Here is a 21,549-nt window from a genome sequence, read left to right as displayed (position 1 = left end):
TTCCTCGCTACCTTTACAGTGAAATACCAGAGAATGACATGAAGCCAAAGCCCATCAAGCCCACTGTGATAAAGGTAATACCTAGACCACGTAAACCATCTGGCACGTCTGCATATTTCATTTTCTCACGGATACCGGCAAGCAAAACGATTGCCAATGCCCAACCCACACCAGAACCAATACCAAATACCACTGACTCACCAAAGTTAAGGTTACGCTCAACCATGAATGAAACCGCACCAAAGATTGCACAGTTTACAGTGATAAGTGGTAAGAAGATGCCCAGTGCGTTGTAAAGTGCAGGGAAGAACTTATCTAGTGCCATCTCAAGGATCTGTACTAGCGCAGCAATTACACCGATAAAGGTCAAAAAGCGTAAGAAGCTCAAATCAGCCTCAGCAAAGCCTAACCACTCAAGCGCACCTGGTGCCAATACTGCGTAGTACACTAAATTGTTAACTGGAACAGCAACACCAAGTACAAAGATTACAGCAACACCTAGGCCTAATGACGTGGTTACTTTCTTAGATACTGCTAAGAATGTACACATCCCTAAGAAGAAAGATAAAGCTAAGTTTTCAATAAAAACCGCTTTTACGAATAAGCTAATATAATGTTCCATCTCTCTCCCCTTATGCCTTCGCTTCTACTTGTTCTTTCTTGTATGTGCGAAGTATCCAAATAAAGATACCCACCAAGAAGAACGAGCTAAATGGCATAATTAATAGGCCCATTGGACGGTACCAACCACCATCAGAAACAAGCGGTAAGATTTCAACACCAAACAGTGTACCTGAACCAAATAGTTCACGAACAAAACCAATCGTTAGAAGTACAACTGAATAGCCTAAACCATTACCAATACCATCTAGGAATGACATAGTTGGCGGTGACTTCATCGCGTATGCTTCTGCACGACCCATTACGATACAGTTAGTAATGATCAAACCGATAAAGGTAGATAGCTCTTTTGCTGTTGAGTAAACAACCGCTTGCAAGACTTGATCTACCACAATTACCAATGATGCAATGATAGTCATCTGAACAATGATACGCACACTTGATGGAATATGGTTACGGATCATAGAGATGAATAAGCTTGAGAACGCCGTTACCAATGTCAATGCGATTGACATGATCAATGCGTTCTTAAGGCTTGATGTTACCGCCAGTGCAGAACAAATACCAAGTACCTGAAGGGCAATCGGGTTGTTAGCAAAGACAGGGCCAAACAAGACTTCTTTCATTTCTTTAGTATTAGCCATTAGTTCAATGCTCCTTTACGTACTTTCGCAAGGAATGGACCAAAGCCTTTGTTGCTTGTCCAAAAGTCAATCGTGTTATCTACACCGTTTGAGGTCAATGTAGCACCAGATAAGCCATCTATTTTGTGCTCATTGCTACCAGCAGTACCTTTAACGATATCGATAGGAAGTTGTTTGCCTTCCCACGTCGCAGTCCACTTAGGGTTTTGGATTTCACCACCTAGACCCGCAGTTTCATTGTGCTTGTAGAACTGAATTGCTTTGATTGTTTGACCATCATCATCCATTGCTAGGAAGCCAAACATAACACCCCAAAGGCCGTAACCTTGAATAGGTAAAATAACCGTAGACACCTGACCACTTTCATCTTTTGCAAGATAAACGGGTGAGTTGTTAGTCATACGTTGCACACCGGCAAGGTCGTCTTCTTTAGGGATAGCAAAGCTGCGCGCAGCATCATATTTTGTGCTTTCGAAATCAAATGAAAGTGGGTCAACATCTACATATTCACCGGTTTTCATATCAATAACACGCGATTCAATATTTGCGTTAAACGTCGCTTCAACATTTTCAACATCTTTAAAACCAGCAGCGGCTAAGATGTTACGTTGAACGTCTTGAATTTTGTTGGCTTGTTGTAGAGGACGTAACTGTACTGATGCAACAGATACGACTATCGCACATACTAAACACAGGCCAACAACAACGCCTAACGTTTTGCCTATAGATTCATTGTTACTAGACACGTGCTAATCTCCTCTTAACATTAGACTGCACAACAAAGTGGTCGAATAGCGGAGCAAATAGGTTAGCGAAAAGAATTGCTAACATCATGCCTTCTGGGTATGCAGGGTTAACCACGCGGATTAATACCACCATCACACCAATTAGTGCACCGTATGCAAACTTACCTTTATTAGTGAAAGACGCAGAAACTGGGTCAGTCGCCATAAAGAACATACCAAATGCAAAACCACCTACCACTAAGTGCCAGTACCAAGGCATAGCAAATGCAGAGTTAGTATCTGAACCTAATGCATTGAATAAGCTTGCCATAGCAACCATACCTAGGAATACACCTAGTACGATGCGCCATGAAGCAATACGCACATACATTAAGAAGAAACCACCTAACATCAGTGCAAGCGTTGACGTTTCACCCATAGAACCTTGAATGAAGCCATAAAACGCATCCCACCAAAGAACCATGTTATTGAAATCTAAAGCACCTTGCGCAGCTTGACCTAGGTAAGTTGCACCAGAGAACGAGTCTACTGCAGTCCAAACTGTGTCACCTGAAATGTTTGCCGGATATGCAAAGAACAAGAATGCACGACCAGCAAGTGCAGGGTTTAAGAAGTTACGACCTGTACCGCCAAATACTTCTTTAGCAATTACAACACCGAAGGTAATACCTAGAGCAGCTTGCCAAAGAGGAATGGTTGCAGGAAGAATCAAAGAAAATAGTACTGATGTTACGAAGAAACCTTCGTTCACTTCGTGCTTACGGATTGATGCGAATAATACTTCCCAAAAACCACCCACAGCAAACACGGTTGCATAGATAGGTAAGTAGAAACATGCACCGTAGAACATCTTAGCGCCCCAACCAGCTTGCGCGGTTAGCTCACCACCCAGTGCTTGGAAAATCGCTACTTGCCACGTGTTAGCAAGTTCAAAACCGTTACCAAGTGCAATTGCAGCCTGATGACCAATGTTAAACATACCAAAGAACATAGCAGGGAAAGTTGCCATCCACACTAAAATCATAATACGTTTTAGGTCGATGTTATCACGTACGTGAGTTGCCCCTTTGTTTACATAACCAGGCGTATAAAAAATAGTAGCTACTGCTTCATACAGCGCATACCACTTTTCGTGTTTACCACCTGGTTCAAAGTGAGGTTCAATGTCTTCTAAAAATTTCTTTAAGGCCATTTTTTAACCTTCCTTCTCGATAGTAGTCAGGCAATCGCGCAGGATTGAACCGTACTCATACTTGCCAGGACATACGAAGGTACATAGCGCTAAATCTTCTTCATCTAGCTCTAATGCGCCCAACGCAATCGCACTATCCAAATCACGTGAAATTAAGTCACGTAATAATGGAGTTGGTAAGATATCGAGTGGCATAACACGCTCATAATTACCGATTGGTACCATCGCACGCTTAGAACCACCCGTCGACGTTGTCATTTTGAACAAGCGACTTGGTGCTAAGTGTGAAATAAATGTACGTGTTACTGAGAACTTGTCACTACCTGGCGCAATCCAACCAAATAGTTCTTTTTCGCGACCTTCAAGTAGCACTGATACTTGAACATGGTAGCGACCAAGGAAAGCGTGAGGGCCGGTTGCTGTTTTACCAGCTAACACAGAGCCAGAAATGACTCGGTTATCACCGTCTTCAAGCTCGCCTGCAACTAAATCTGTTAGCGACGCACCTAGTTGAGTTCTAACTAAACGTGGGTTCTTAACACGAGGACCAGCTAGTGATACAACACGCTCAGCGTTAATTTCGCCAGTTAAAAATAACTGACCAAACGCGATGACGTCTTGATATCCCAAATGCCATACCTGCTTGCTCGCAGATACAGGGTCCAAGTGGTGAATATGAGTACCCACTAAGCCTGCTGGATGAACACCTGCAAACTCATGCACTTCAACTTGTGAAAGTGATGAACTTGGCACCTTACTACCAGCTTGCTTACAAACGAACACTTTGCCATCAGTCAAACGAGATACAACTGCAAGACCTGCTTCAAATGCTTCCACATTTTCAGCAATAATCACAGCTGGATCCGCAGCTAACGGGTTAGTATCGATTGCAGTCACGAAGATAGAACTTGGTGTTGCATCAATTGCAGCTACTTTGCTAAAAGGACGTGCTCGTAGCGCAGGCCATTGACCTGATTCAATAAGCACTTCTTTCACTTTGTCACGCTCTAGGCCACTTAATTCTGTAGCCGCAAACTTGTCAAAAGTGATTTGCTCATTGCCTTGCACTTCAATCACAACGGATTGCAGTACACGCTTAGCACCACGGTTGATTTCTTTAACTACACCAGCAGCTGGTGCAGTAAACTTGACGCCAGGATTCTTTTTATCTTCAAAAAGAATTTGGCCTTTTTTGACTTGGTCATCCACACGAATATGCATGGTTGGACGCATACCAATAAACTCTTCGCCGAGCACAGCAACTCGTTTGACGGTAGAACCATCATGAATCACTTGCTGAGGCGCGCCCTCTATGGGTAAGTCCAGACCTTTTTTTATGTTGATCATACGCACTTGCATTACATTAACGGAAAGAAATTGAAAAATCTTTAATCACCACGACGCCTATGCCTCATATTTTTCGGTATCAAAGAGCCACCTGAACGAATAACGCACAAGCATCGCAGTTGTGTTCTCACATATTTCTGTGATTTTAACATTAATCACCCAGACTATGCGAGTGGAAATACAAAATTTATATGCCTTTCATCGGCTTTGTAGCGAGCAATGAGAGCAGTATAGACTAAAGTAGCACAATAGAAAGTGTGATATCCCGAGAGTAAATAATTCGCTGCGATTAGAATTGCCGATACGCGGTTGGTAGTCTAAAAAGCGCACATTTGAAGATTAAGGGACTGTGTTTTAGAAACATTAGCCAGTTACTGGCTACTCTTAGTGACGCCTCTTACAAATAATCTCCAGTGAAAAATATAAACACATTAAACAATACTAATACCTAACGAATAATAAGCTGTTGCTTTTCCCACATGCATTTTCTACCAAAGAAATCGCCCTCGCTTTGATTGCAATATGCGTAAACACCAATTTGATACTTTAAACTGTCAATACCATCAGCTATTACTCGATGCCAAAAACAAACTTTTGAGCAAAATTGAGCAATAAAAAACGGCTAATCAAGTATTAGAAGTCATACTGATATTAGCCGTTTTATCTAAATACTATCTTGTACTTATTTTTAATTAGATTAGGTTGTTAATCGCCACATCAGGATTAACGTCTTGCTCATAGTCGATTTCATCAATACCAAAACCAAATAGGCGCAAGAACTCATTGTGATAACCGATATAATCAGTCAGCTCATCAATGGTGTCTGTTTTAACTGTATCCCAAATGTTTTGAACACGTGATTGTACGTCGTCTTCAAGCTCTTTGTAGTTTTGGAATAAGTGACCACCATCATCAAAACGTGGCGTTTCACCATATAAGTTTTCACGGAACAAAGCATCAATCTGCTCAATGGTGCCCTCATAGGTACCATCAGCCTTCATCACTTTGAATAGCGCAGAAATATATAAAGGCATAATAGGAATCGCAGAACTCGCTTGCGTCACAACTGCGTTCAGTGAAGAAACATAAGCTTCACCATTTATTGCCGCTGTAGACTCTTTAATCGCAACCGTTGCACGGTCTAAGTCTTCCTTTGCTTTACCAATCGTTGCATGACCATAAATTGGCCAAGTAAGCTCTTTACCAATATAGGTATAAGCACTTGTCTTGAAATTATCAGCAAGTACGTCAGCTTGTTTTAGCGCGTCAATCCAAAGCTCCCAGTCTTCGCCACCCATCACTTTTACAGTGTTCGCAATTTCATCTTCGTTTGCTGCTTCTACCGTCACTTCATCAATTTCACGCTTTGAAGTGTTTAAGTTTTTAGTGGTGACTTTGCTGCCGATTGGCTTCAACGTTGAAGAATATACTTCCCCGGTTTTAGGGTCTGTACGACGAGGTGAAGCCAAGCTGTAAATAACAAGATCGACTTTACCCATTTCAGCTTTTATGGTTTCAACGGTTTTGGCTTTTATTTCATCTGAAAACGCATCACCATTAATATTTTTTGACCATAAACCTGCTTCATCAGCCGCTTGCTGGAAAGCCGCAGTATTATACCAACCTGCCGAAGCGGTCTTACGTTCAGAGCCTTCTTTTTCAAAAAAGATGCCTAACGTCTTCGCGCCTGCGCCAAAAGCGGCAGTGATACGCGAAGCTAAGCCATACCCTGTAGATGCACCAATAACCAGTACATTTTTAGGGCCATTGGCTATTGGGCCTTGTGCTTTAACATAAGCGATTTGCTCTTGCACGTGCGCTGCACAGCCTTGAGGGTGTGCGTTGGTACAAATAAAACCACGAATTTTCGGTTTAACGACCATAATCAATCCTATAATTTTTCAAAAACTGTCATAGTTTAATGGTTGATCAGACAAATACAGGTCTGATCAGCTAGTTATCAAATTTAGAGCCGCCTAAACAAGTCGGCGAATCAGGGGTTTGCCCTTCCCTATCACTGTATTCATCAGGCGTATAAGCATGAATAGACAAAGCATGAATATGCTTAGCCAACTCATCTTTTAATATCTCATTAATTTTACGGTGGCGTTGCAATAAGCGCTTGCCGGCAAACTCTTCACTGACAACTACTACTTTAAAGTGAGAGTCTTCACCGCGCGAGTGCATATGACTTTCATTAACAACATTAAGGTGTTTGCAGCTAATGGCCGTTGCTATTTTTTCATGGATGAGCGCTTGCATCGACATGCTAACCTCTTCATTTAAATTTCATTTATGAGCGCTACTATACGCTTTTGTGCTTTGTTGACCAACTGTTCTAAAGGTTAAATTAATTCGTCCACTGCTGACTTTAGCTTGTACTGGAAGTGAGTGTTGGTAATCGCGCTGACTATCCCCATGCATTATTAGGCAACTACCACTTTGGAGCATAATTTCATACTGCTGCTGAGTAGCTTTATGTTTGATTTTAAATTTACGAGTAGCACCAAGAGAAATTGATACAATGCATGGCTCGGTGCCAAGCTCTGCTTCATCATCACTATGCCAGCCCATTTTATCTTGACCATTGCGATACCAATTTGCGAGTAAGGCATTAAATTGGTATCCGTAGGTTTGCCGCAAACGCTGGCGCATGGCCAATAAAGGCTCTGGCCAAGGTGTGTTATCTAACATTTGTTTTGAATAACTATACGACACATCGCGATCAGCAATAAAGCACTGCATACGAGGAATTAGATGGTGCTTGCCATAAACTTGAATGCTAGGTTGCTGCCAATTTAGCTGGCGACACAAATAGTCATACAACAAAATACTTTTAGATAAACTCATTACCTTGGGATAATAATCAAAACCCGGAGGCAGGAGCTGTTCAGACTGGCTCGATGTCATGATACTATTGACCTATTCACTACATGTTACACAATATTATGACAACTGATGCGTTATTAGGTGGCCATGCCCTAACCTTACACCGTTTTCCTTTAGAACAAAAAAACCGCAGTCTGCAAGCTTGGGATGCGGCCGACGAATATCTCATCGATTACGTTCAAGAACATCATAACCAAGCTTTACGCATTTTGGTACTCAATGACAGTTTTGGCGCGCTAACCTGTGCGCTAAAAGCAATTGGGGGTAACCAAAGGCATATCATCAACGTTAATGACTCCTTTGTTAGCCAGCAAGCTTGTAAGTATAACCTTGAAGAAAATCAACTTGAACAAAATACAGTAAGTTATTTAGACAGCTTAAGTGAATATCCTCATGATGTTGACTTAGTCATTATAAAGGTACCAAAAAATGCAGGGTTTTTAGCTTACCAACTGGCCCTACTAAGCCGTTTACCTAGTAGCATTAAAGTTGTTGCCGGTGGTAAAGCAAAAGAGATCCACACCTCGACGCTGAAAAGCTTTAGTCATTTTTTAAGTGAGCCAACCACGAGTTTAGCAGTCAAAAAAGCACGGCTCATTTTTAGCGAGACAACGGCTAAACCCGTCATCAGTAAATTTCCCGTATCTTGGCCACTGGAAAAAACTGACTTTACGCTCACCAATCATGCCAATGTATTCTCTCGCGATTCATTAGACATTGGCGCTCGTTTTTTCATGAACTACCTACCACAAGGTAAAAAGCCGTTAAAAGTAATTGATTTAGGCTGTGGTAACGGTGTTATAGGATTAATGACTCTTTGCAAAATGCCCCATGCTGAACTCACTTTTGTTGATGAGTCAGCGATGGCCGTTGCCAGTGCGAAAGCTAACGTTTTAGATAATTTACCAGATGCGTTAGAGCGCTGCCGCTTTATGCAAAACGATTGTCTTAGTGACTTCACTCCAGGTTCAGCTGACTTAGTGTTATGTAACCCTCCGTTTCACCAAGCCCAAGCAATCACCGACCATATTGCATGGCAAATGTTTGTACAGGCTAAACAAGTGCTTAAAAAAGGCGGTGAATTAAGAATCATCGGCAATCGTCATCTTGATTATCAAGAGAAGCTTAACCGCTTATTTGGCAACTGTAAGGTGATAGGGAATAATAAAAAATTCACTGTACTTAGTACGATACGTAGAGGTTAAACAATGAAATTACTCACTGCTGTTTTCGCTGTTTTTTTAACAGGCTGCGCCAGTGCACCTAAATCTGTGATCCTCAGCCCAAACTACTCTGCAGGTCAAATAACGCGTCTTAACATACCACTACACGTTTCGGTAGAAGATAACCGTACAAGTAACTTTACCATTCGCGTGTTAAAGCAAGAGCCTGCACTGTATTTGCCTGATGCCTCGTTACCTAATATTGTTGGCGATACGCTTCGCCAAGCTTTGCAAACCAACGGTGTTCAACTTACTGCAATAACAAGTAATCAATTTATTCTGCACATCAATGAGTTTGCTGCCAAAATCACAGAGTCATTGACTGAACACCAAAGCCATGCACAAGCCAAATTCAGTATCGAAGTGGCAAAAGGCTCAAAACGCTTTGAAAAAAGTTATCATGCCAAAGCGCAGCTTAGTGGTCCACTGCAACATGATCAAGCTAAAGTCGAGGGCCAACTCAATAACTTGACTGAACTGCTCATCACTCGCATTGTGTCTGATAAAGAACTCATTCAATTTTTACAGGGATCATAATGAAAAATATCATCATTTTTTTATCATGTTTATTGTTTTCTATTTCTAGTTTCGCAGCTAATAAAGAAGGACGGTTTGTCCAAAAAGATAACCTCTTTCCACGAGTAAAGATGGTTACGAGTCTAGGCGATATCATCATTGAACTAGACAGGTCTCGTGCGCCAATTACCGTGAATAACTTTTTGACTTACGTTATCAATGGCGATTACAAAGGTTCCGTATTTCATAGAGTGGAGCGCGATGAAGCCAACGAAACTGACTTTGTTATTCAAGGAGGTGGCTATGATAAAGAATACGATGGGATGTTTGAACGCGCGCCCATTTTTAATGAAAGTGGTAATGGCCTAAAAAATGATATGTATTCAGTCGCGATGGCTTATCAAGACAACAAACCGCATTCAGGTACCCGTCAATTCTTCTTTAATATGAACGACAACGACCATTTAAATCCAGGTCGAGATTGGGGCTTTGCCGTTTTTGGCAATGTTGTCGAGGGGTATGAAACTTTAGATAAAATCATGCAGGTTGAAACAGGTTACAACAGTAAGCTTGGCTATACATTTATACCTAAGACACCTGTTGTTATTTTTGATGTAAGCGTACTCGACGCACAGCCTCTCTAGTCAACAAGGAAACACATGATCCTCAAAGCAAGTTTGCGTGAATATTTGAGTTACTATACCGACAAACGTCTAGTGACTATTTTTATGTTGGGGATCAGCAGTGGCTTCCCATGGGTACTGATTGGCTCTGTCATGTCTGCTTGGCTAAAAGACGAGGGGCTTAGTCGCAGTATGATAGGCCTATTTGGTATTGTCTTTGCGGCCTATACGGTGAATTTTTTATGGTCGCCATTACTAGATCGCATTAAGCTACCTGTCTTAGGCAAACTCCTTGGTCAAAGGCGTAGTTGGATAGCATTGTGTCAAGTGATCACCGCAGGTGCCGCGCTTGCGATGTCAACCATCGTGCTCAAAGAACAGCTGTTTTTAGCCGCCCTCCTATGCTTTGTTATCGCGCTTGCATCTGCGACACATGACATTGCTATTGATGCATTTCGAATTGATTCACTGCCAGAAGACGAAAGTGAAAAAGCAACCGCAGCCGCAGCCATGGCAACTTCAGGTTGGTGGACAGGCTATGCCCTACTAGGCGCTATGCCATTTTTTTTAGCTGACTTACCAAACTTCGATTGGCCTTATATCTACATCATTCTCGCTGGTATCATGCTGATGCTGCTGTTAGTGACTTTGTTTGCAAAAGAACCGGAGTCAATTCGCGAAGTCGTACAAGCACAACTTGAACAAGATTATCAAAACAAGCTCGCCAAATTGGCTCCTGGCACCATTAGCCGCTTAAGCGCTTGGCTCGCTGTTACTTTAGTCGAGCCGTTTAGAAGCTTTTTTAGAAAAAATGGCGTTAAAACAGCGTTAGCACTATTGGCCTTTGTATTTTTATTCAAAATTGGTGAGTCATTCTTGGCAAGAATGTCGATTGTGTTTTACAAAGAAGTTGGCTTTAGCAACAGTCAAATCGCACAGTACTCAAAATTAGGCACCGGCGTTATTACGATTATATTTGCCTTTTTAGGCAGTATATTCAACCATCGATACGGTATCGTTAAAGGGCTATTCATTAGCGGTATTGCGATGGCAGCGTCGAACTTAATGTTCTCGTGGATAGCCATTGCTGGGCCCAAAGAGCATTTATATGCATTGGCAATTGTTGTTGATGGCTTTACACAAGCTTGGTCGTTAGTCGCTATGGTCGCGTTTATTTCCATGTTATGTGATAGAGCATTTAGTGCCACACACTATGCCTTATTGGCGTCTTTAAGCAGCTTAGGACGTACTGTACTCTCTAGCTATAGCGGTGTTGTAATAGATGATTGGTTTGCTGGAAACTGGGCGCTATTTTTTGCCTTAACAGCCGTCATGGTTACCCCGTCTTTAGCTTTCCTATATTTAATTAGGCATAAGCTGTACGCAATCGAAAACGCATACCATGGTAGAGAAGCAACAACAAAATAAGTCAGGCGATTTACAGTAATATTAGCTTTGCAAAAAGAGTTCTGAAATGGAGGAAGGATCGAGGTGCAAATCCTTGCACCTTATTACTCAAGCAATACTTACTGCTCGTCTTTTAGCAGGTGAAGCCCCTCATATGGGTCAACTTCAAGTGCTTCACAATAGCGTAAAAACTCTATCACGTCTAAACGACGCTCTTGGTTCTCAATTTTTCCGATGAAAGAATGCGGAGTACCCAAGACCTGTGCGAGACTACGCATTGTATGGCCTTTCTCATGACGCTTAGATTTTAGCCACTTAGTTAGCTTGCCGTTTTCTTCAGAAGAAACCGTTTTTCCCATCATATTAAACATCTCCTACTAGATGATATTCATAAAAAAATTCAAATGAAATATGCCCGTCTCATTTGAACTACTGTAATGTATACCATAGGAACATCGGCGAACAGCCTAGTTTGTCCCTATGTACCAAATTAGGTATAGACTATAATTCTTTTAACACCTAATTAAAACTTAAACTATTTTAACTTTCTACCGAAGTAGTAAAGCCCCTTAACTTTAACAAAAATTTTATAAAATGTACCACTTTTAATAATAAAATATTTTTCTTTAAAAAATATAAACTTAGACCTAATATTAACAAATTAACCAAAATGTAGGCTGAATATATATGATCCGATTGCTGTTTTTATTACCAATTTTGCTGTGTTTTGCATGGTATTGCTTTTTACGCACTAATGGTGTGCCAATAAAGAAGGGAAAGAAAGGATTTTTATATATTTTAGCATTTAGTACCTTTGTACTAGGCTTCTTTGTACTAATGATCCAAGTTACACATCAGACATAAAAAAAGCCACTATAAACAAGCGGCTTTTTCTCTAAAAAGAGCTATACACTGAAGCTGGCACCGCAACCACATGTTGTTGTTGCATTAGGGTTATCGACAAAGAATCGTGCCCCTTCCAAGCCTTCTGTGTAATCAACCGTACCATCAATGAGATACTGAATACTCATCGGGTCAACAACCATGATTACACCATTTTTTTCAATCTCTAGGTCTCCCGGGTTGGCCTTTTCATCAAATGTGAAACCATACTGGAAACCCGAGCAGCCCCCCCCAGTTACATAAACACGCAACTTAAGATTCGGATTTTCTTCCTCTTCGATAAGCTCTTTAACTCGATTTGCAGCTGCATCGCTAAATTGGATAGGTAACTGTTCAGACATTTTCACTTCAACCCTTGTACATTTTATGTGGCAATTATCTAATACCCGAGTGTTTTAATCAAGTATAGTTATTAGACTCCTCAAAAGGTTACTTCGCACAAAAATAGCGAATTAAATATTCACTTATCAAGGACGCTATGACATTTTTTTGATAAACTTAAGTCCTTATTATGACTCGGAATTCAAACATGTCGCTGGATACTCTAAGGCGTCGCCTAGCCAAGCCCAAAACTTCTGTTCAATTATGCTTGCTTGGCGTAATTGCAGGGCTATTGGCCGCTGTTTTGATTATCCTTTTCCGACTGACCATCACGCAGGTGCAAGCACTGTTTTTGCAAACCCAGGATGATTTTTCAACACTTGCTGAGTATCAGCGGGTGGTTTTACCCGTTCTCGGCGCCTTGCTAATTGCAGTTTTTGCTGACCTAACAGGTTTTAAGCACTACCGTTTAGGCATCCCCTTTGTAATTCATCGCATCAAGCACCATTACGGAAAAATGCCAATATGGAACAGTGCTAACCAGTTTTTTGGCGGTGCAATGGCACTGATCTGTGGCTTTTCGGTTGGTCGAGAAGGCCCTTCTGTACATATGGGGGCAACTGGGGCAAGTATTTTGGCAGAGCGTCTTCACTTACCCCTAAACTCTGCTAGAACTTTAGCTGGGTGCGGAGTCGCAGCGGGTATTGCAGCATCATTTAATACACCGCTTGCAGCGGTCATATTTGTAATGGAAGTAGTGCTTAGGGAATACAAAATACATATTTTTGTGCCCATTATGCTGGCCGCGGTGACTGGTGCATTAGCAACACAATTTGTATTCGGCAATGATAGTGAGTTAGCACTGTTTAGCATCACACCTTTAAACTTTTGGCATTATCCATATTTGATCCTATGCGGCGTGATTTTAGGTGCCATTGCCTTTAGCTTTAACCAAAACCTCATGCTTATTATTAAAACCTTTAAATCGGTAAACATGTTCCCTCGTTTGTTGCTGGCAGGCCTTATTGCAGGGTTCATTGGTTATATGGTCCCTGAAGCGATGGGCTCTGGTATGAGTGCCATAAGTTTAGCCGTTGACTCTCCCGATAATATGCAATTACTCACAACTGTGTTAATCGCTAAATTACTCGCAACCCTATTTGCTATTGGTTTAGGTATTCCAGGGGGGTTAATCGGACCAGTGATTGGGTTGGGCGTTATCATGGGCACCTTGATGTCGTTCTTCGCTCAATTTATCACCCCAGGCCTGGATGTCAGCGGCACCTACGGTGTTCTCGGTATGGCAGGGTTGTTGGCTGCCACTTTACATGCGCCACTAGCCGCACTCACCGCGGTGATGGAGCTTACCTCTAATCCGCAGATCATCGTGCCAGCTATGCTTGTTATATCAACCGCCTATGTCACTGCCTTACAGGTTTTTGGCAATCGCTCGATCTTCTTGCAACAACTTGACTTTCAAGGCCTCCCCTATCAAGTTTCTCCAGCGAGTGAAGCATTGCAAAAAGTCGGCATTATGGAGGAAATGGATGAAAACTTTAAGCTGCTCTACTCTGACGATAAAGAACAAATAAAAGAAACCCTCGCTGCGGTGAACAGTCAAACGCCTTTGATCGTATATGATGAAGAAAACGGTTATCGACTTGCTGAATATGATTTAAGTTTAATGAGCGACCAAAATGTGGGAATTTCTTATATCCCACTTCAAGGGCTAAGCAGTCAAGCAACCTTGTCTGATGCATTTGACATATTAAAAGACAAGCGCAGTGGTGCGGTATATGTTTATAGTCAAAAAGATGATAAACAAATTATGGGTCTATTACGGTGGGACCAAATTCGCCATATTTTAACGATCCGCAATAGCTTACTTTAATGGAGATGTAATGAGCGCACTTTTGATATACAAAGCCCTACATATATTTTTTATGATAGCTTGGTTTGCCGGTATTTTTTACCTTCCACGCCTGTTTGTTTATCACGCCATGACTGAAGAAAAATCTTGTAGTGCAATGCTAAAGATTATGGAAAGACGCTTACTTTACTTCGTCACTCCATTTGCATTGTTTACGCTGCTATTTGGTCTGCTCACTATTTATGAGTATGGCAGAGAATGGTTTCGTCATAGCATGTGGTTGCACTACAAATTGGTGCTCGTAATCATCCTATATGGCTACCATGTTTACTGCTTCAAACTACTCAATGATTTTAAACACGACCGCAATAAAAAGAGCCATCGCTTTTATCGAGTGTTTAATGAGTTTCCAGTGATACTTTTATTAGTCATTGTACTGCTCGCAATACTCAAACCTAATCTATAACTATGCTATGATAGCGCGCCAAATAACCGCGATGTTATGTGCGCGTTATCACGGTTGGGTTGCCTAGCTGTTTGTGACCCGTTGTTAAGTTGTGATTAGGAACCGCCCAATGTTAAGTTTCCAAGGTGAAAACATTCTTTCTGTCAATCAGTTAGACAGAGAAGCGATTGAACATATCTTTGCTATAGCAAAAAAAATGGAGCCATATGCAAAAAAGCACAAGCGCACTCGCGTGCTCGAAGGTGCTATTTTAGCGAATCTGTTTTTTGAACCTAGTACTCGTACTCGAGTTAGCTTTGGCACCGCATTTAATCTACTCGGCGGTTTAGTACGTGAAACAACTGGTATGCAAAGCTCTGCGCTGGCTAAAGGTGAATCGCTATATGATACCGCCCGCGTTATTTCAGCTTATGCAGATGCAGTTGCGATGCGCCACCCAGATGCAGGCTCGGTTAGCGAATTTGCGACCGGTTCTGATGTTCCTGTTATCAATGGAGGGGATGGCCCTAATGAGCACCCAACTCAAGCTTTACTTGACCTACTTACTATTGAGCGTGAATTAAGTCGTTTTGGGCGTAGCATCGATGGCATGCATATCGCACTTGTTGGCGATTTAAAATACGGCCGCACGGTACACTCACTGTCTAAACTGCTTTGCCACTACAAAAATGTACGTTTTAGTATGGTTGCGCCTGATGGTTTACAAATGCCTGATTATATTCTTGATAATGTCAGCAACGCAGGCCACAAAATAGAACTTGTTTCAAAAATGGAAGGCAACTTAGCAGCCGATATCGTGTACCAGACCCGTATTCAAGAAGAACGTTTTCCATCTCAAGAAGAAGCCAACAAATACCGTGGTGGTTTTAGGATCAGTCAAGCAATTTATAACGCACACTGTAAACCAAACTCAATCTTAATGCACCCACTGCCTCGTGATAGCCGCAGTGATGCAAATGAGCTAGATAATGACTTAAATAACAACGATAACCTCGCTATTTTCCGCCAAGTACAAAATGGCGTACTTATCCGTATGGCACTCTTTGCTCTGACCCTAGGGGTCGAAAACCAAGTTGAAAAGTACGAAGCCGACGTGCCTTGGTTTAGCCGAAAACGTAACAGTTAACAGATAGGAATCATCATGACAATTAGCCAAGACTTATTTACTCGTGCCCAGACGTCTATCCCAGGTGGTGTAAACTCACCTGTTCGCGCATTTAACGGCGTAGGTGGCACACCGCTTTTTATCACCAAAGCAGAAGGTCCTTATACCTTTGACGCTGACAATAACAAATATATAGACTACGTGGGATCATGGGGACCGATGATTTTAGGTCATAACCACCCACAAATTAAACAGGCTGTGCTTGAGGCCGTAGAAAATGGCTTGAGTTACGGCGCGCCAACTGAAACCGAAATTCTCATGGCTGAAAAAGTCAAAGAACTGGTACCATCAATTGAAAAAGTACGCATGGTTAGCTCTGGCACAGAAGCGACAATGAGCGCCATTAGACTCGCTCGCGGTTATACGGGTCGTGACAAAATTCTTAAGTTTGAAGGCTGTTACCATGGCCATGCTGACTCTCTACTGGTAAAAGCGGGTTCAGGCGCATTGACTATGGGTGTGCCTAACTCACCAGGCATTCCGGCTGATTTTGCAAAACATACGTTAACTGTATCGTTCAATAATTTGGATGAAGTAAAGGCTATTTTTGAGCAATACAAAGACGAAATTGCTTGTATCATCGTAGAGCCAGTCGCAGGCAACATGAACTGCATTCCTCCAGTGCCTGGCTTTTTAGAAGGCTTGCGTGAAGTATGTAACAACCACGGTAGCGTACTGATTTTCGATGAAGTCATGACCGGCTTTCGAGTTGCATTAGGTGGTGCCCAACAATACTACAATATCACCCCTGATCTAACATGCTTAGGTAAAGTCATTGGTGGCGGTATGCCAGTCGGCGCTTTTGGTGGTAAGCAAGAGATAATGGACTACATCGCTCCAGTAGGCCCAGTTTATCAAGCAGGTACTTTATCAGGAAATCCAATCGCAATGGCGGCAGGCTTAAAAGCGCTTGAGTTGTTAAGTGAGGAAGGATTACACCAGCAGCTAGAAGCTAAAAGTAAAGCTCTGTGTGATGGTTTTCAACAAGCTGCGGATGAAGCTGGCATTGCGCTTACAACAAACTACGCTGGCGGCATGTTTGGCTTTTTCTTTACCGACGCAAACAGCGTTAACAGCTTTGCACAAGCCACTGAATGTGATTTAGAGCGCTTTAAGCGTTTCTTCCACTTGATGCTTGAAGAAGGCGTTTACCTCGCACCATCAGCGTTCGAGGCGGGTTTTGTGAGTACCATGCATACACAGCAAGATATTGAGAACACGATTGCCGCGGCAAAAAGTGCATTTGCAAAGCTATAATCACACCAAATCGCAGCTAGCTATCCTCGGCTAGCTGCCTCTCCCTTTACATGTATTTTATCCGCCTTGCGCAAATTAAACATATTTGAACTAAGATTACGCTTCATCAGGTCTTTAATAATACCAATATCCTAAGAAAGTTAACCTTATGCATGGACTAAGAGCTTTTTGTGCGCCCGCAATACACTTAATGGCAAATCTGAAATACAAAACTAAAATCACCTTAGTGTTTGGTATTTTACTGGTACCTTTGAGTGTCAGTTTGTTTTTTCTGACGAGTATTTTGTCTCATTCAATTAATATCAGTGCCCAACAGCAGCAAGGTTTAGACTTATACCCAAAGCTGCTTAATAACATGATGAACATGCAAGAACAGGAAAATCATAGGATTGCCACAAAAGCCAACTACCAACTTAACTCACAAGACTCTGTCATCGAGCAAGTATCAATTCAATCTAAACTCGCAATAGATGATGACCTTGCACGCTCATACATCAACCGAGCATTGGTCGAGTCTACCCCAAAATTGGTAGAGCAAATCAATGCCCTTGCCGAGCAAACACGTCTGGTGATCAACCAAGGTCAATTCACACCAGACAGCTTCATCGCACTGTCCAACCTCAACAAAGTTCTGCTGACATTCTACACTCAGCTAGACACCAAACTTACCGTAGCAATGACAGCTAATCCACAGGCCAACAAGCAGTTGCAAAAACCGATTGAACGCTTAGAAACAAGCCTCACCCGCTACAAAAACACCATCAAAGAAAAGTTATTAGACCCTGATAAGTTAGCGCTATCAAATGCCCAGTTCAAGCAGCTTTACCAAGCTGTTATTAAAGATGTATCAGAGTTGATTGACCAAGCAACCCCTTTGTTGAGTCAGCTTTTAGCAGACAAAGTCGCCAGACAGACCATCATCAGAAATGGGGTAGCGACCGCTTCGGCACTCAGTCTACTGCTGGCCATCTATTTAATGTATGGCTTCTACTTTGCGGTTGTGGACAGTATTTCTAGCTTTTCTAACGCAGCAGCGCTTGCTGCTCAAGGTGACTTACGTGCCAAAGCAAACCCTTATGGCAAAGATGAGATGACCATTATTGTAGCTCAGTACAACAAAGTGTTGTCTGCTTTCATTGCATTGCTCAACGATGTCAATACAACCAGCGTTGAGCTTGATGGAGAAACTTCAAAGCTCACCCAAATAAGCCATGACACGCGCAGTGATGTGGGCCAACAGCAGCATAAAATCAGCATGATCCATGGTGCTTTGAGTGAAATGGCCAATGTTGCAGACTCGGTTGAGGGCTCCGCACAACATGCCACTGAACTGGCAAGTACGGCAGCGCAGCACGTGAAGCAAAGCTCCGTTAATACCACTGAGCTCGCTCAGCATATGACGGTATTACAAAAAGAGTTTGAAGAAAGCCGTATCGCACTGGATAAACTTGCCCAAGACAGTCACAACATCAGCAAAGTCAGCGCCGCTATCAGTGAAATTGCAGAGCAGACTAACTTACTTGCGCTGAATGCGGCCATTGAAGCGGCAAGAGCCGGGGAGCAAGGCCGAGGTTTTGCTGTGGTTGCCGATGAAGTAAGGACCTTAGCCAAAAGAACGCAACAACAAACCGAGGAAATACATACCATTATTAACTCTTTGCAAAATGCATCAAACGATACACAGAGCAAAATGCGCAGCAGCGTAGAGAAAATGGAGCAAGGTGTTGAAGCTGCCGATCAAACCAATCAAGTATTACAGCAAGCTCAGCAAAGTATGGTTAAAATTGATGAACAAGGTGTCCATATAGCCCAGCTGGTGCAACAACAAAGCCGCGCTACACAACAAGCACTTATCGATGCCAGTGAAGTCAATGAGCTTGCTGAACATACCCTAAGTTCAGCACAAGCAACTGAAGAAGATGCCCTGAAGCTGGCTGCAATGGCTCAAAAGTTACAAAAAGCGATGAGTCAGTTTAAAAGCTAGTTGGTTACTTTATCTAGACTTCCATGTTTATTCACATAGCGGTCTAGGTTTAAACTCGCTCTGTCGTATTGGCAGTTGGATCACTTTACCGCATCCAGGCGGTGCTTGCTTACCGGTCAAAGGATTTACAAATGCCCAACGTACATCACTTGGCCGATTATCAGCAATCGCTTGCGGATTAAGCGGTTTCAAGTAACGGATATACAGCTCTAGCGCCCCGCTGGCACCTGTTAGGCCTGTCGATTGGTTATCATCTCGTCCCAGCCAAGTAACAGTTACGGTATTGTGATCAAAGCCTGCAAACCAGCTATCTCGCAAATCGTTACTGGTGCCTGTTTTGCCCGCTAGCTGAATAGATGGAAAGTGTAAATTCAACCTTTTCGCAGTGCCTTCTTTTGTCACTTTCTTCAACCCATATTTGGTCATATAGACAGCTTGCTCGGTAAAACGCTCACGGCTTATAACATCATGCTCATAAAGCACTTTGCCAGTGGCGTTGGTCATTGCAGAAATGGTTGTAAGCTGACGATAAACCCCGTTACCTGCAAGTGTGGTATACATTTGCGCGACTTCGAAGCTCGACAGCTCCAATGCGCCTAACAACAGCGATGGGTATTGGTTGATTTGTGATTCTATACCAAGCTTTTTCAGCGTTGCAGCGACATTATGCACTCCCACATCTAACCCTAAGTTGACCGCTGGTATATTAATACTGTTACTAAACGCTTGATAAAGAGGCAAAACTCCACGGTATTTATGATCAAAGTTCTCAGGGCGCCAGACATCTCCCGACTCGTCTGTCACTTGTAATGGACCATCTTCAAGCAATGTACCTAAATTGTATTTTGGCTTTTCTAATGCCGTTAAATAAATCGCAGGCTTCACTAAAGAGCCAATGTTTCGTTTGGTATCGAGTACACGATTAAAACCACTAAAACGCACATCACGTCCAGCCACTAAAGCTGATACTCCGCCTTTTGCGACATTGACAGAGATCATTGCAGTTTCAAGCTTTTCTGTATCAAAACGTCTTTCGAGGTATGGCAACCCCTTGCGCACAGCCTCTTCCATCGCAGCTTGTTTTTGCAAATCGAAATAAGTAAATATCCTGACTCCTGCATTTATTATCTCTTGATTGGTCAGTAACGTTTTCAGCTCTCTATCAACCAACTCTAAATAGCCGGGATAATTTTGCTGGAGACTCTTGTTTATCGGCTGAACTTTAATGGGTCTGACTAAAGCTTGGCGCAGCTCATTGGTTGATATATATCCTTGCTCTGCAAGCAATCGCAGTACCAAATCTCGCCTCTCTTGTACGCGCTCAGGATAACGTCTTGGATTATAAAAGGATGGACCTTTTACCATCGCGACCAACATCGCGATTTGGTCAAATTCAAGCTCATCAACAGGTTTGGCAAAGTAAAACTCCGCTGCCAACCCCATCCCGTGAACCCCTTGGTTATAGGCTTGTCCCATAAAGACTTCGTTAAGATAAGCCTCTAAAATTTCATCTTTGCTGTAACGATAATCTAAGATCAATGCAATGAAGGCTTCATTGATTTTTCTAACTATTGAGCGCTCTCGGCTTAAATAAAAGTTTTTCGCCAACTGCTGCGTTAACGTGCTGCCCCCTTGCACCGTTCGACCCGCTTTAAGGTTTGTGTATAACGCGCGTAAAATTGACCAAACAGATACCCCGTGATGTTCATAGAACTCTCTATCTTCAACCACCAGCAATGCCTGTTTCAAAATATCAGGAAACTTCTCTAAAGGAACGAACTCTCTATCTTGTTTAGATTCATTACCAATACGTGCAATTTGTACAGGTTCTAAGCGAGCCTGTTTAATGCGTCGACCATTTTCATCGACGATATTGGCTAAACGTTTACCAGCAAAACTTAATGTAAATACCTGCCCCGACTGTGCACCATTATAAAACTCAAAGGCACGACGGTGTATTTTTATGGTTCGCCCATGCAGCTCGTATTGCCCTGTACGGTTAATTTTGTTGACCTGAGAGTAGTTAAGGCGCTTGAGTTCCCAGATAACTTCGTCTTCTGATAAAAATTGCTCTGGATAGAAGTTCATGGCTCGTGCATATACCTGCACTGGCAGCTGCCATTTACTGCCTTCAAATTGGCGAGTAATTTTTGCATCTAAATAAATTAAATAAAAACTAACAAGTACCACTATGGCAATGGTGCCTTTGTAGAAAAAGCGCCAACAAGTTTGCAATATACGATGTTTAACCGCCGCCAAAGTAGATTTTGGGGAGGATGTTTTAGTTTTAGATGCAGAACGACGCGTTTTGGCTGGCGTTTTTGTCGACTTTTTCTTGGGTTTTTCTGTGTCGTTATTTTTTTTATCTACCATGC

General features: G+C 42.3%; 20 protein-coding genes. 9 read left to right on the top strand and 11 right to left on the bottom strand.

The genetic code is table 11. The features are described from left to right. Positions 1-13: 13 nt before the first annotated feature. The 8 genes from nqrE to HG263_RS16320 all read right to left on the bottom strand — a co-directional run bounded on the left by nqrE (position 14) and on the right by HG263_RS16320 (position 7,460). On the bottom strand, positions 14-622 hold the full coding sequence (nqrE, locus tag HG263_RS16355) for an NADH:ubiquinone reductase (Na(+)-transporting) subunit E (RefSeq protein ID WP_171627159.1): 609 nt from the start codon (positions 620-622) through the stop codon (positions 14-16). Between the two features lie 10 nt (positions 623-632). Further along, on the bottom strand, positions 633-1,265 hold the full coding sequence (locus HG263_RS16350; RefSeq protein ID WP_171627158.1) for an NADH:ubiquinone reductase (Na(+)-transporting) subunit D: 633 nt from the start codon (positions 1,263-1,265) through the stop codon (positions 633-635). Next, positions 1,265-2,011 (bottom strand): Na(+)-translocating NADH-quinone reductase subunit C, encoded by a 747-nt coding sequence (locus HG263_RS16345; protein ID WP_171627157.1) that lies wholly within the window; start codon positions 2,009-2,011, stop codon positions 1,265-1,267. The genes HG263_RS16350 and HG263_RS16345 overlap by 1 nt, the downstream gene beginning before the upstream one ends. Beyond that, complete coding sequence (locus HG263_RS16340) at positions 2,004-3,203, bottom strand: NADH:ubiquinone reductase (Na(+)-transporting) subunit B (RefSeq protein ID WP_171627156.1); 1,200 nt, start codon at positions 3,201-3,203, stop codon at positions 2,004-2,006. The genes HG263_RS16345 and HG263_RS16340 overlap by 8 nt, the downstream gene beginning before the upstream one ends. Before the next feature lie 3 nt (positions 3,204-3,206). Next, entirely contained in the window at positions 3,207-4,550 is a 1,344-nt protein-coding gene (locus HG263_RS16335; RefSeq protein ID WP_171627155.1) for a Na(+)-translocating NADH-quinone reductase subunit A, read from the bottom strand. A gap of 692 nt (positions 4,551-5,242) precedes the next feature. Continuing rightward, positions 5,243-6,433, bottom strand: coding sequence for an enoyl-ACP reductase FabV (gene fabV, locus HG263_RS16330; RefSeq protein WP_171627154.1), 1,191 nt, complete (start codon positions 6,431-6,433; stop codon positions 5,243-5,245). 70 nt (positions 6,434-6,503) lie between these two features. Continuing rightward, entirely contained in the window at positions 6,504-6,818 is a 315-nt protein-coding gene (locus HG263_RS16325; RefSeq protein WP_171627153.1) for a BolA family protein, read from the bottom strand. 21 nt (positions 6,819-6,839) lie between these two features. Next, the gene (locus tag HG263_RS16320; protein ID WP_171627152.1) at positions 6,840-7,460 is read right to left on the bottom strand and encodes an alpha-ketoglutarate-dependent dioxygenase AlkB family protein; all 621 of its coding nucleotides are present in this window, start codon (positions 7,458-7,460) and stop codon (positions 6,840-6,842) included. Positions 7,461-7,498: 38 nt separating this feature from the next. On the opposite strand from HG263_RS16320, the gene HG263_RS16315 reads away from it, so the two are divergent. From HG263_RS16315 to HG263_RS16300, 4 genes are read left to right on the top strand one after another with little or no spacing between them, the layout of a single operon-like run. Continuing rightward, positions 7,499-8,644, top strand: coding sequence for a methyltransferase (locus HG263_RS16315; RefSeq protein WP_171627204.1), 1,146 nt, complete (start codon positions 7,499-7,501; stop codon positions 8,642-8,644). A 3-nt stretch (positions 8,645-8,647) separates the two neighbouring features. Then, positions 8,648-9,199: a YajG family lipoprotein gene (locus HG263_RS16310; RefSeq protein WP_171627151.1), complete on the top strand. Its 552-nt coding sequence runs from the start codon at positions 8,648-8,650 to the stop codon at positions 9,197-9,199. Then, positions 9,199-9,822 (top strand): peptidylprolyl isomerase, encoded by a 624-nt coding sequence (locus tag HG263_RS16305; protein WP_171627150.1) that lies wholly within the window; start codon positions 9,199-9,201, stop codon positions 9,820-9,822. Before HG263_RS16310 ends, HG263_RS16305 begins: the two co-directional genes overlap by 1 nt. Positions 9,823-9,837: 15 nt before the next feature. Beyond that, positions 9,838-11,229: an AmpG family muropeptide MFS transporter gene (locus HG263_RS16300; RefSeq protein WP_171627149.1), complete on the top strand. Its 1,392-nt coding sequence runs from the start codon at positions 9,838-9,840 to the stop codon at positions 11,227-11,229. A gap of 98 nt (positions 11,230-11,327) precedes the next feature. Here HG263_RS16300 and HG263_RS16295 read toward each other — a convergent pair whose 3' ends face one another. Further along, the gene (locus HG263_RS16295) at positions 11,328-11,570 is read right to left on the bottom strand and encodes a helix-turn-helix domain-containing protein (RefSeq protein ID WP_070983810.1); all 243 of its coding nucleotides are present in this window, start codon (positions 11,568-11,570) and stop codon (positions 11,328-11,330) included. A 543-nt stretch (positions 11,571-12,113) separates the two neighbouring features. Continuing rightward, the gene (erpA, locus tag HG263_RS16290) at positions 12,114-12,452 is read right to left on the bottom strand and encodes an iron-sulfur cluster insertion protein ErpA (RefSeq protein ID WP_171627148.1); all 339 of its coding nucleotides are present in this window, start codon (positions 12,450-12,452) and stop codon (positions 12,114-12,116) included. Positions 12,453-12,640: 188 nt separating this feature from the next. Between erpA and HG263_RS16285 the strand changes: the two genes are divergently transcribed. From HG263_RS16285 to HG263_RS16265, 5 genes are all read left to right on the top strand, one after another. Further along, on the top strand, positions 12,641-14,323 hold the full coding sequence (locus tag HG263_RS16285; RefSeq protein WP_171627147.1) for a chloride channel protein: 1,683 nt from the start codon (positions 12,641-12,643) through the stop codon (positions 14,321-14,323). 10 nt (positions 14,324-14,333) lie between these two features. Beyond that, entirely contained in the window at positions 14,334-14,768 is a 435-nt protein-coding gene (locus tag HG263_RS16280; protein WP_171627146.1) for a CopD family protein, read from the top strand. Positions 14,769-14,877: 109 nt separating this feature from the next. Next, positions 14,878-15,894 carry an aspartate carbamoyltransferase gene (locus tag HG263_RS16275; protein ID WP_171627145.1) on the top strand — a complete coding sequence of 339 codons (1,017 nt, stop codon included), beginning with the start codon at positions 14,878-14,880 and terminating at the stop codon, positions 15,892-15,894. A 15-nt stretch (positions 15,895-15,909) separates the two neighbouring features. Continuing rightward, the gene (gene hemL / locus HG263_RS16270; protein ID WP_171627144.1) at positions 15,910-17,190 is read left to right on the top strand and encodes a glutamate-1-semialdehyde 2,1-aminomutase; all 1,281 of its coding nucleotides are present in this window, start codon (positions 15,910-15,912) and stop codon (positions 17,188-17,190) included. A gap of 148 nt (positions 17,191-17,338) precedes the next feature. Continuing rightward, positions 17,339-19,174, top strand: a complete 1,836-nt coding sequence (locus HG263_RS16265) for a methyl-accepting chemotaxis protein (RefSeq protein WP_171627143.1) — start codon at positions 17,339-17,341, stop codon at positions 19,172-19,174. A gap of 27 nt (positions 19,175-19,201) precedes the next feature. Here the strand turns inward: HG263_RS16265 and mrcB are convergent, their stop codons facing one another. Continuing rightward, positions 19,202-21,547, bottom strand: a complete 2,346-nt coding sequence (gene mrcB, locus HG263_RS16260; RefSeq protein ID WP_171627142.1) for a penicillin-binding protein 1B — start codon at positions 21,545-21,547, stop codon at positions 19,202-19,204. Positions 21,548-21,549 lie beyond the last annotated feature (2 nt).

The sequence above is a fragment of the Pseudoalteromonas caenipelagi genome (assembly GCF_013140855.1).
Classification (GTDB): Bacteria; Pseudomonadota; Gammaproteobacteria; order Enterobacterales; family Alteromonadaceae; genus Pseudoalteromonas; species Pseudoalteromonas caenipelagi.
The sequence above is the reverse complement of the archived record's forward strand: the minus strand, read 5'-3'. Positions and strand labels throughout refer to the sequence as shown.

Coding starts and splice junctions, on each gene's coding strand:
- nqrE (WP_171627159.1), bottom strand. CDS start 622: ATGGAACATTATATTAGCTTATTCGTAAAAGCGGTTTTTATTGAAAAC.
- HG263_RS16350 (WP_171627158.1), bottom strand. CDS start 1,265: ATGGCTAATACTAAAGAAATGAAAGAAGTCTTGTTTGGCCCTGTCTTT.
- HG263_RS16340 (WP_171627156.1), bottom strand. CDS start 3,203: ATGGCCTTAAAGAAATTTTTAGAAGACATTGAACCTCACTTTGAACCA.
- HG263_RS16335 (WP_171627155.1), bottom strand. CDS start 4,550: ATGATCAACATAAAAAAAGGTCTGGACTTACCCATAGAGGGCGCGCCT.
- fabV (WP_171627154.1), bottom strand. CDS start 6,433: ATGGTCGTTAAACCGAAAATTCGTGGTTTTATTTGTACCAACGCACAC.
- HG263_RS16325 (WP_171627153.1), bottom strand. CDS start 6,818: ATGTCGATGCAAGCGCTCATCCATGAAAAAATAGCAACGGCCATTAGC.
- HG263_RS16320 (WP_171627152.1), bottom strand. CDS start 7,460: ATGACATCGAGCCAGTCTGAACAGCTCCTGCCTCCGGGTTTTGATTAT.
- HG263_RS16315 (WP_171627204.1), top strand. CDS start 7,499: ATGACAACTGATGCGTTATTAGGTGGCCATGCCCTAACCTTACACCGT.
- HG263_RS16310 (WP_171627151.1), top strand. CDS start 8,648: ATGAAATTACTCACTGCTGTTTTCGCTGTTTTTTTAACAGGCTGCGCC.
- HG263_RS16305 (WP_171627150.1), top strand. CDS start 9,199: ATGAAAAATATCATCATTTTTTTATCATGTTTATTGTTTTCTATTTCT.
- HG263_RS16300 (WP_171627149.1), top strand. CDS start 9,838: ATGATCCTCAAAGCAAGTTTGCGTGAATATTTGAGTTACTATACCGAC.
- HG263_RS16295 (WP_070983810.1), bottom strand. CDS start 11,570: ATGATGGGAAAAACGGTTTCTTCTGAAGAAAACGGCAAGCTAACTAAG.
- erpA (WP_171627148.1), bottom strand. CDS start 12,452: ATGTCTGAACAGTTACCTATCCAATTTAGCGATGCAGCTGCAAATCGA.
- HG263_RS16285 (WP_171627147.1), top strand. CDS start 12,641: ATGTCGCTGGATACTCTAAGGCGTCGCCTAGCCAAGCCCAAAACTTCT.
- HG263_RS16280 (WP_171627146.1), top strand. CDS start 14,334: ATGAGCGCACTTTTGATATACAAAGCCCTACATATATTTTTTATGATA.
- HG263_RS16275 (WP_171627145.1), top strand. CDS start 14,878: ATGTTAAGTTTCCAAGGTGAAAACATTCTTTCTGTCAATCAGTTAGAC.
- hemL (WP_171627144.1), top strand. CDS start 15,910: ATGACAATTAGCCAAGACTTATTTACTCGTGCCCAGACGTCTATCCCA.
- HG263_RS16265 (WP_171627143.1), top strand. CDS start 17,339: ATGCATGGACTAAGAGCTTTTTGTGCGCCCGCAATACACTTAATGGCA.
- mrcB (WP_171627142.1), bottom strand. CDS start 21,547: ATGGTAGATAAAAAAAATAACGACACAGAAAAACCCAAGAAAAAGTCG.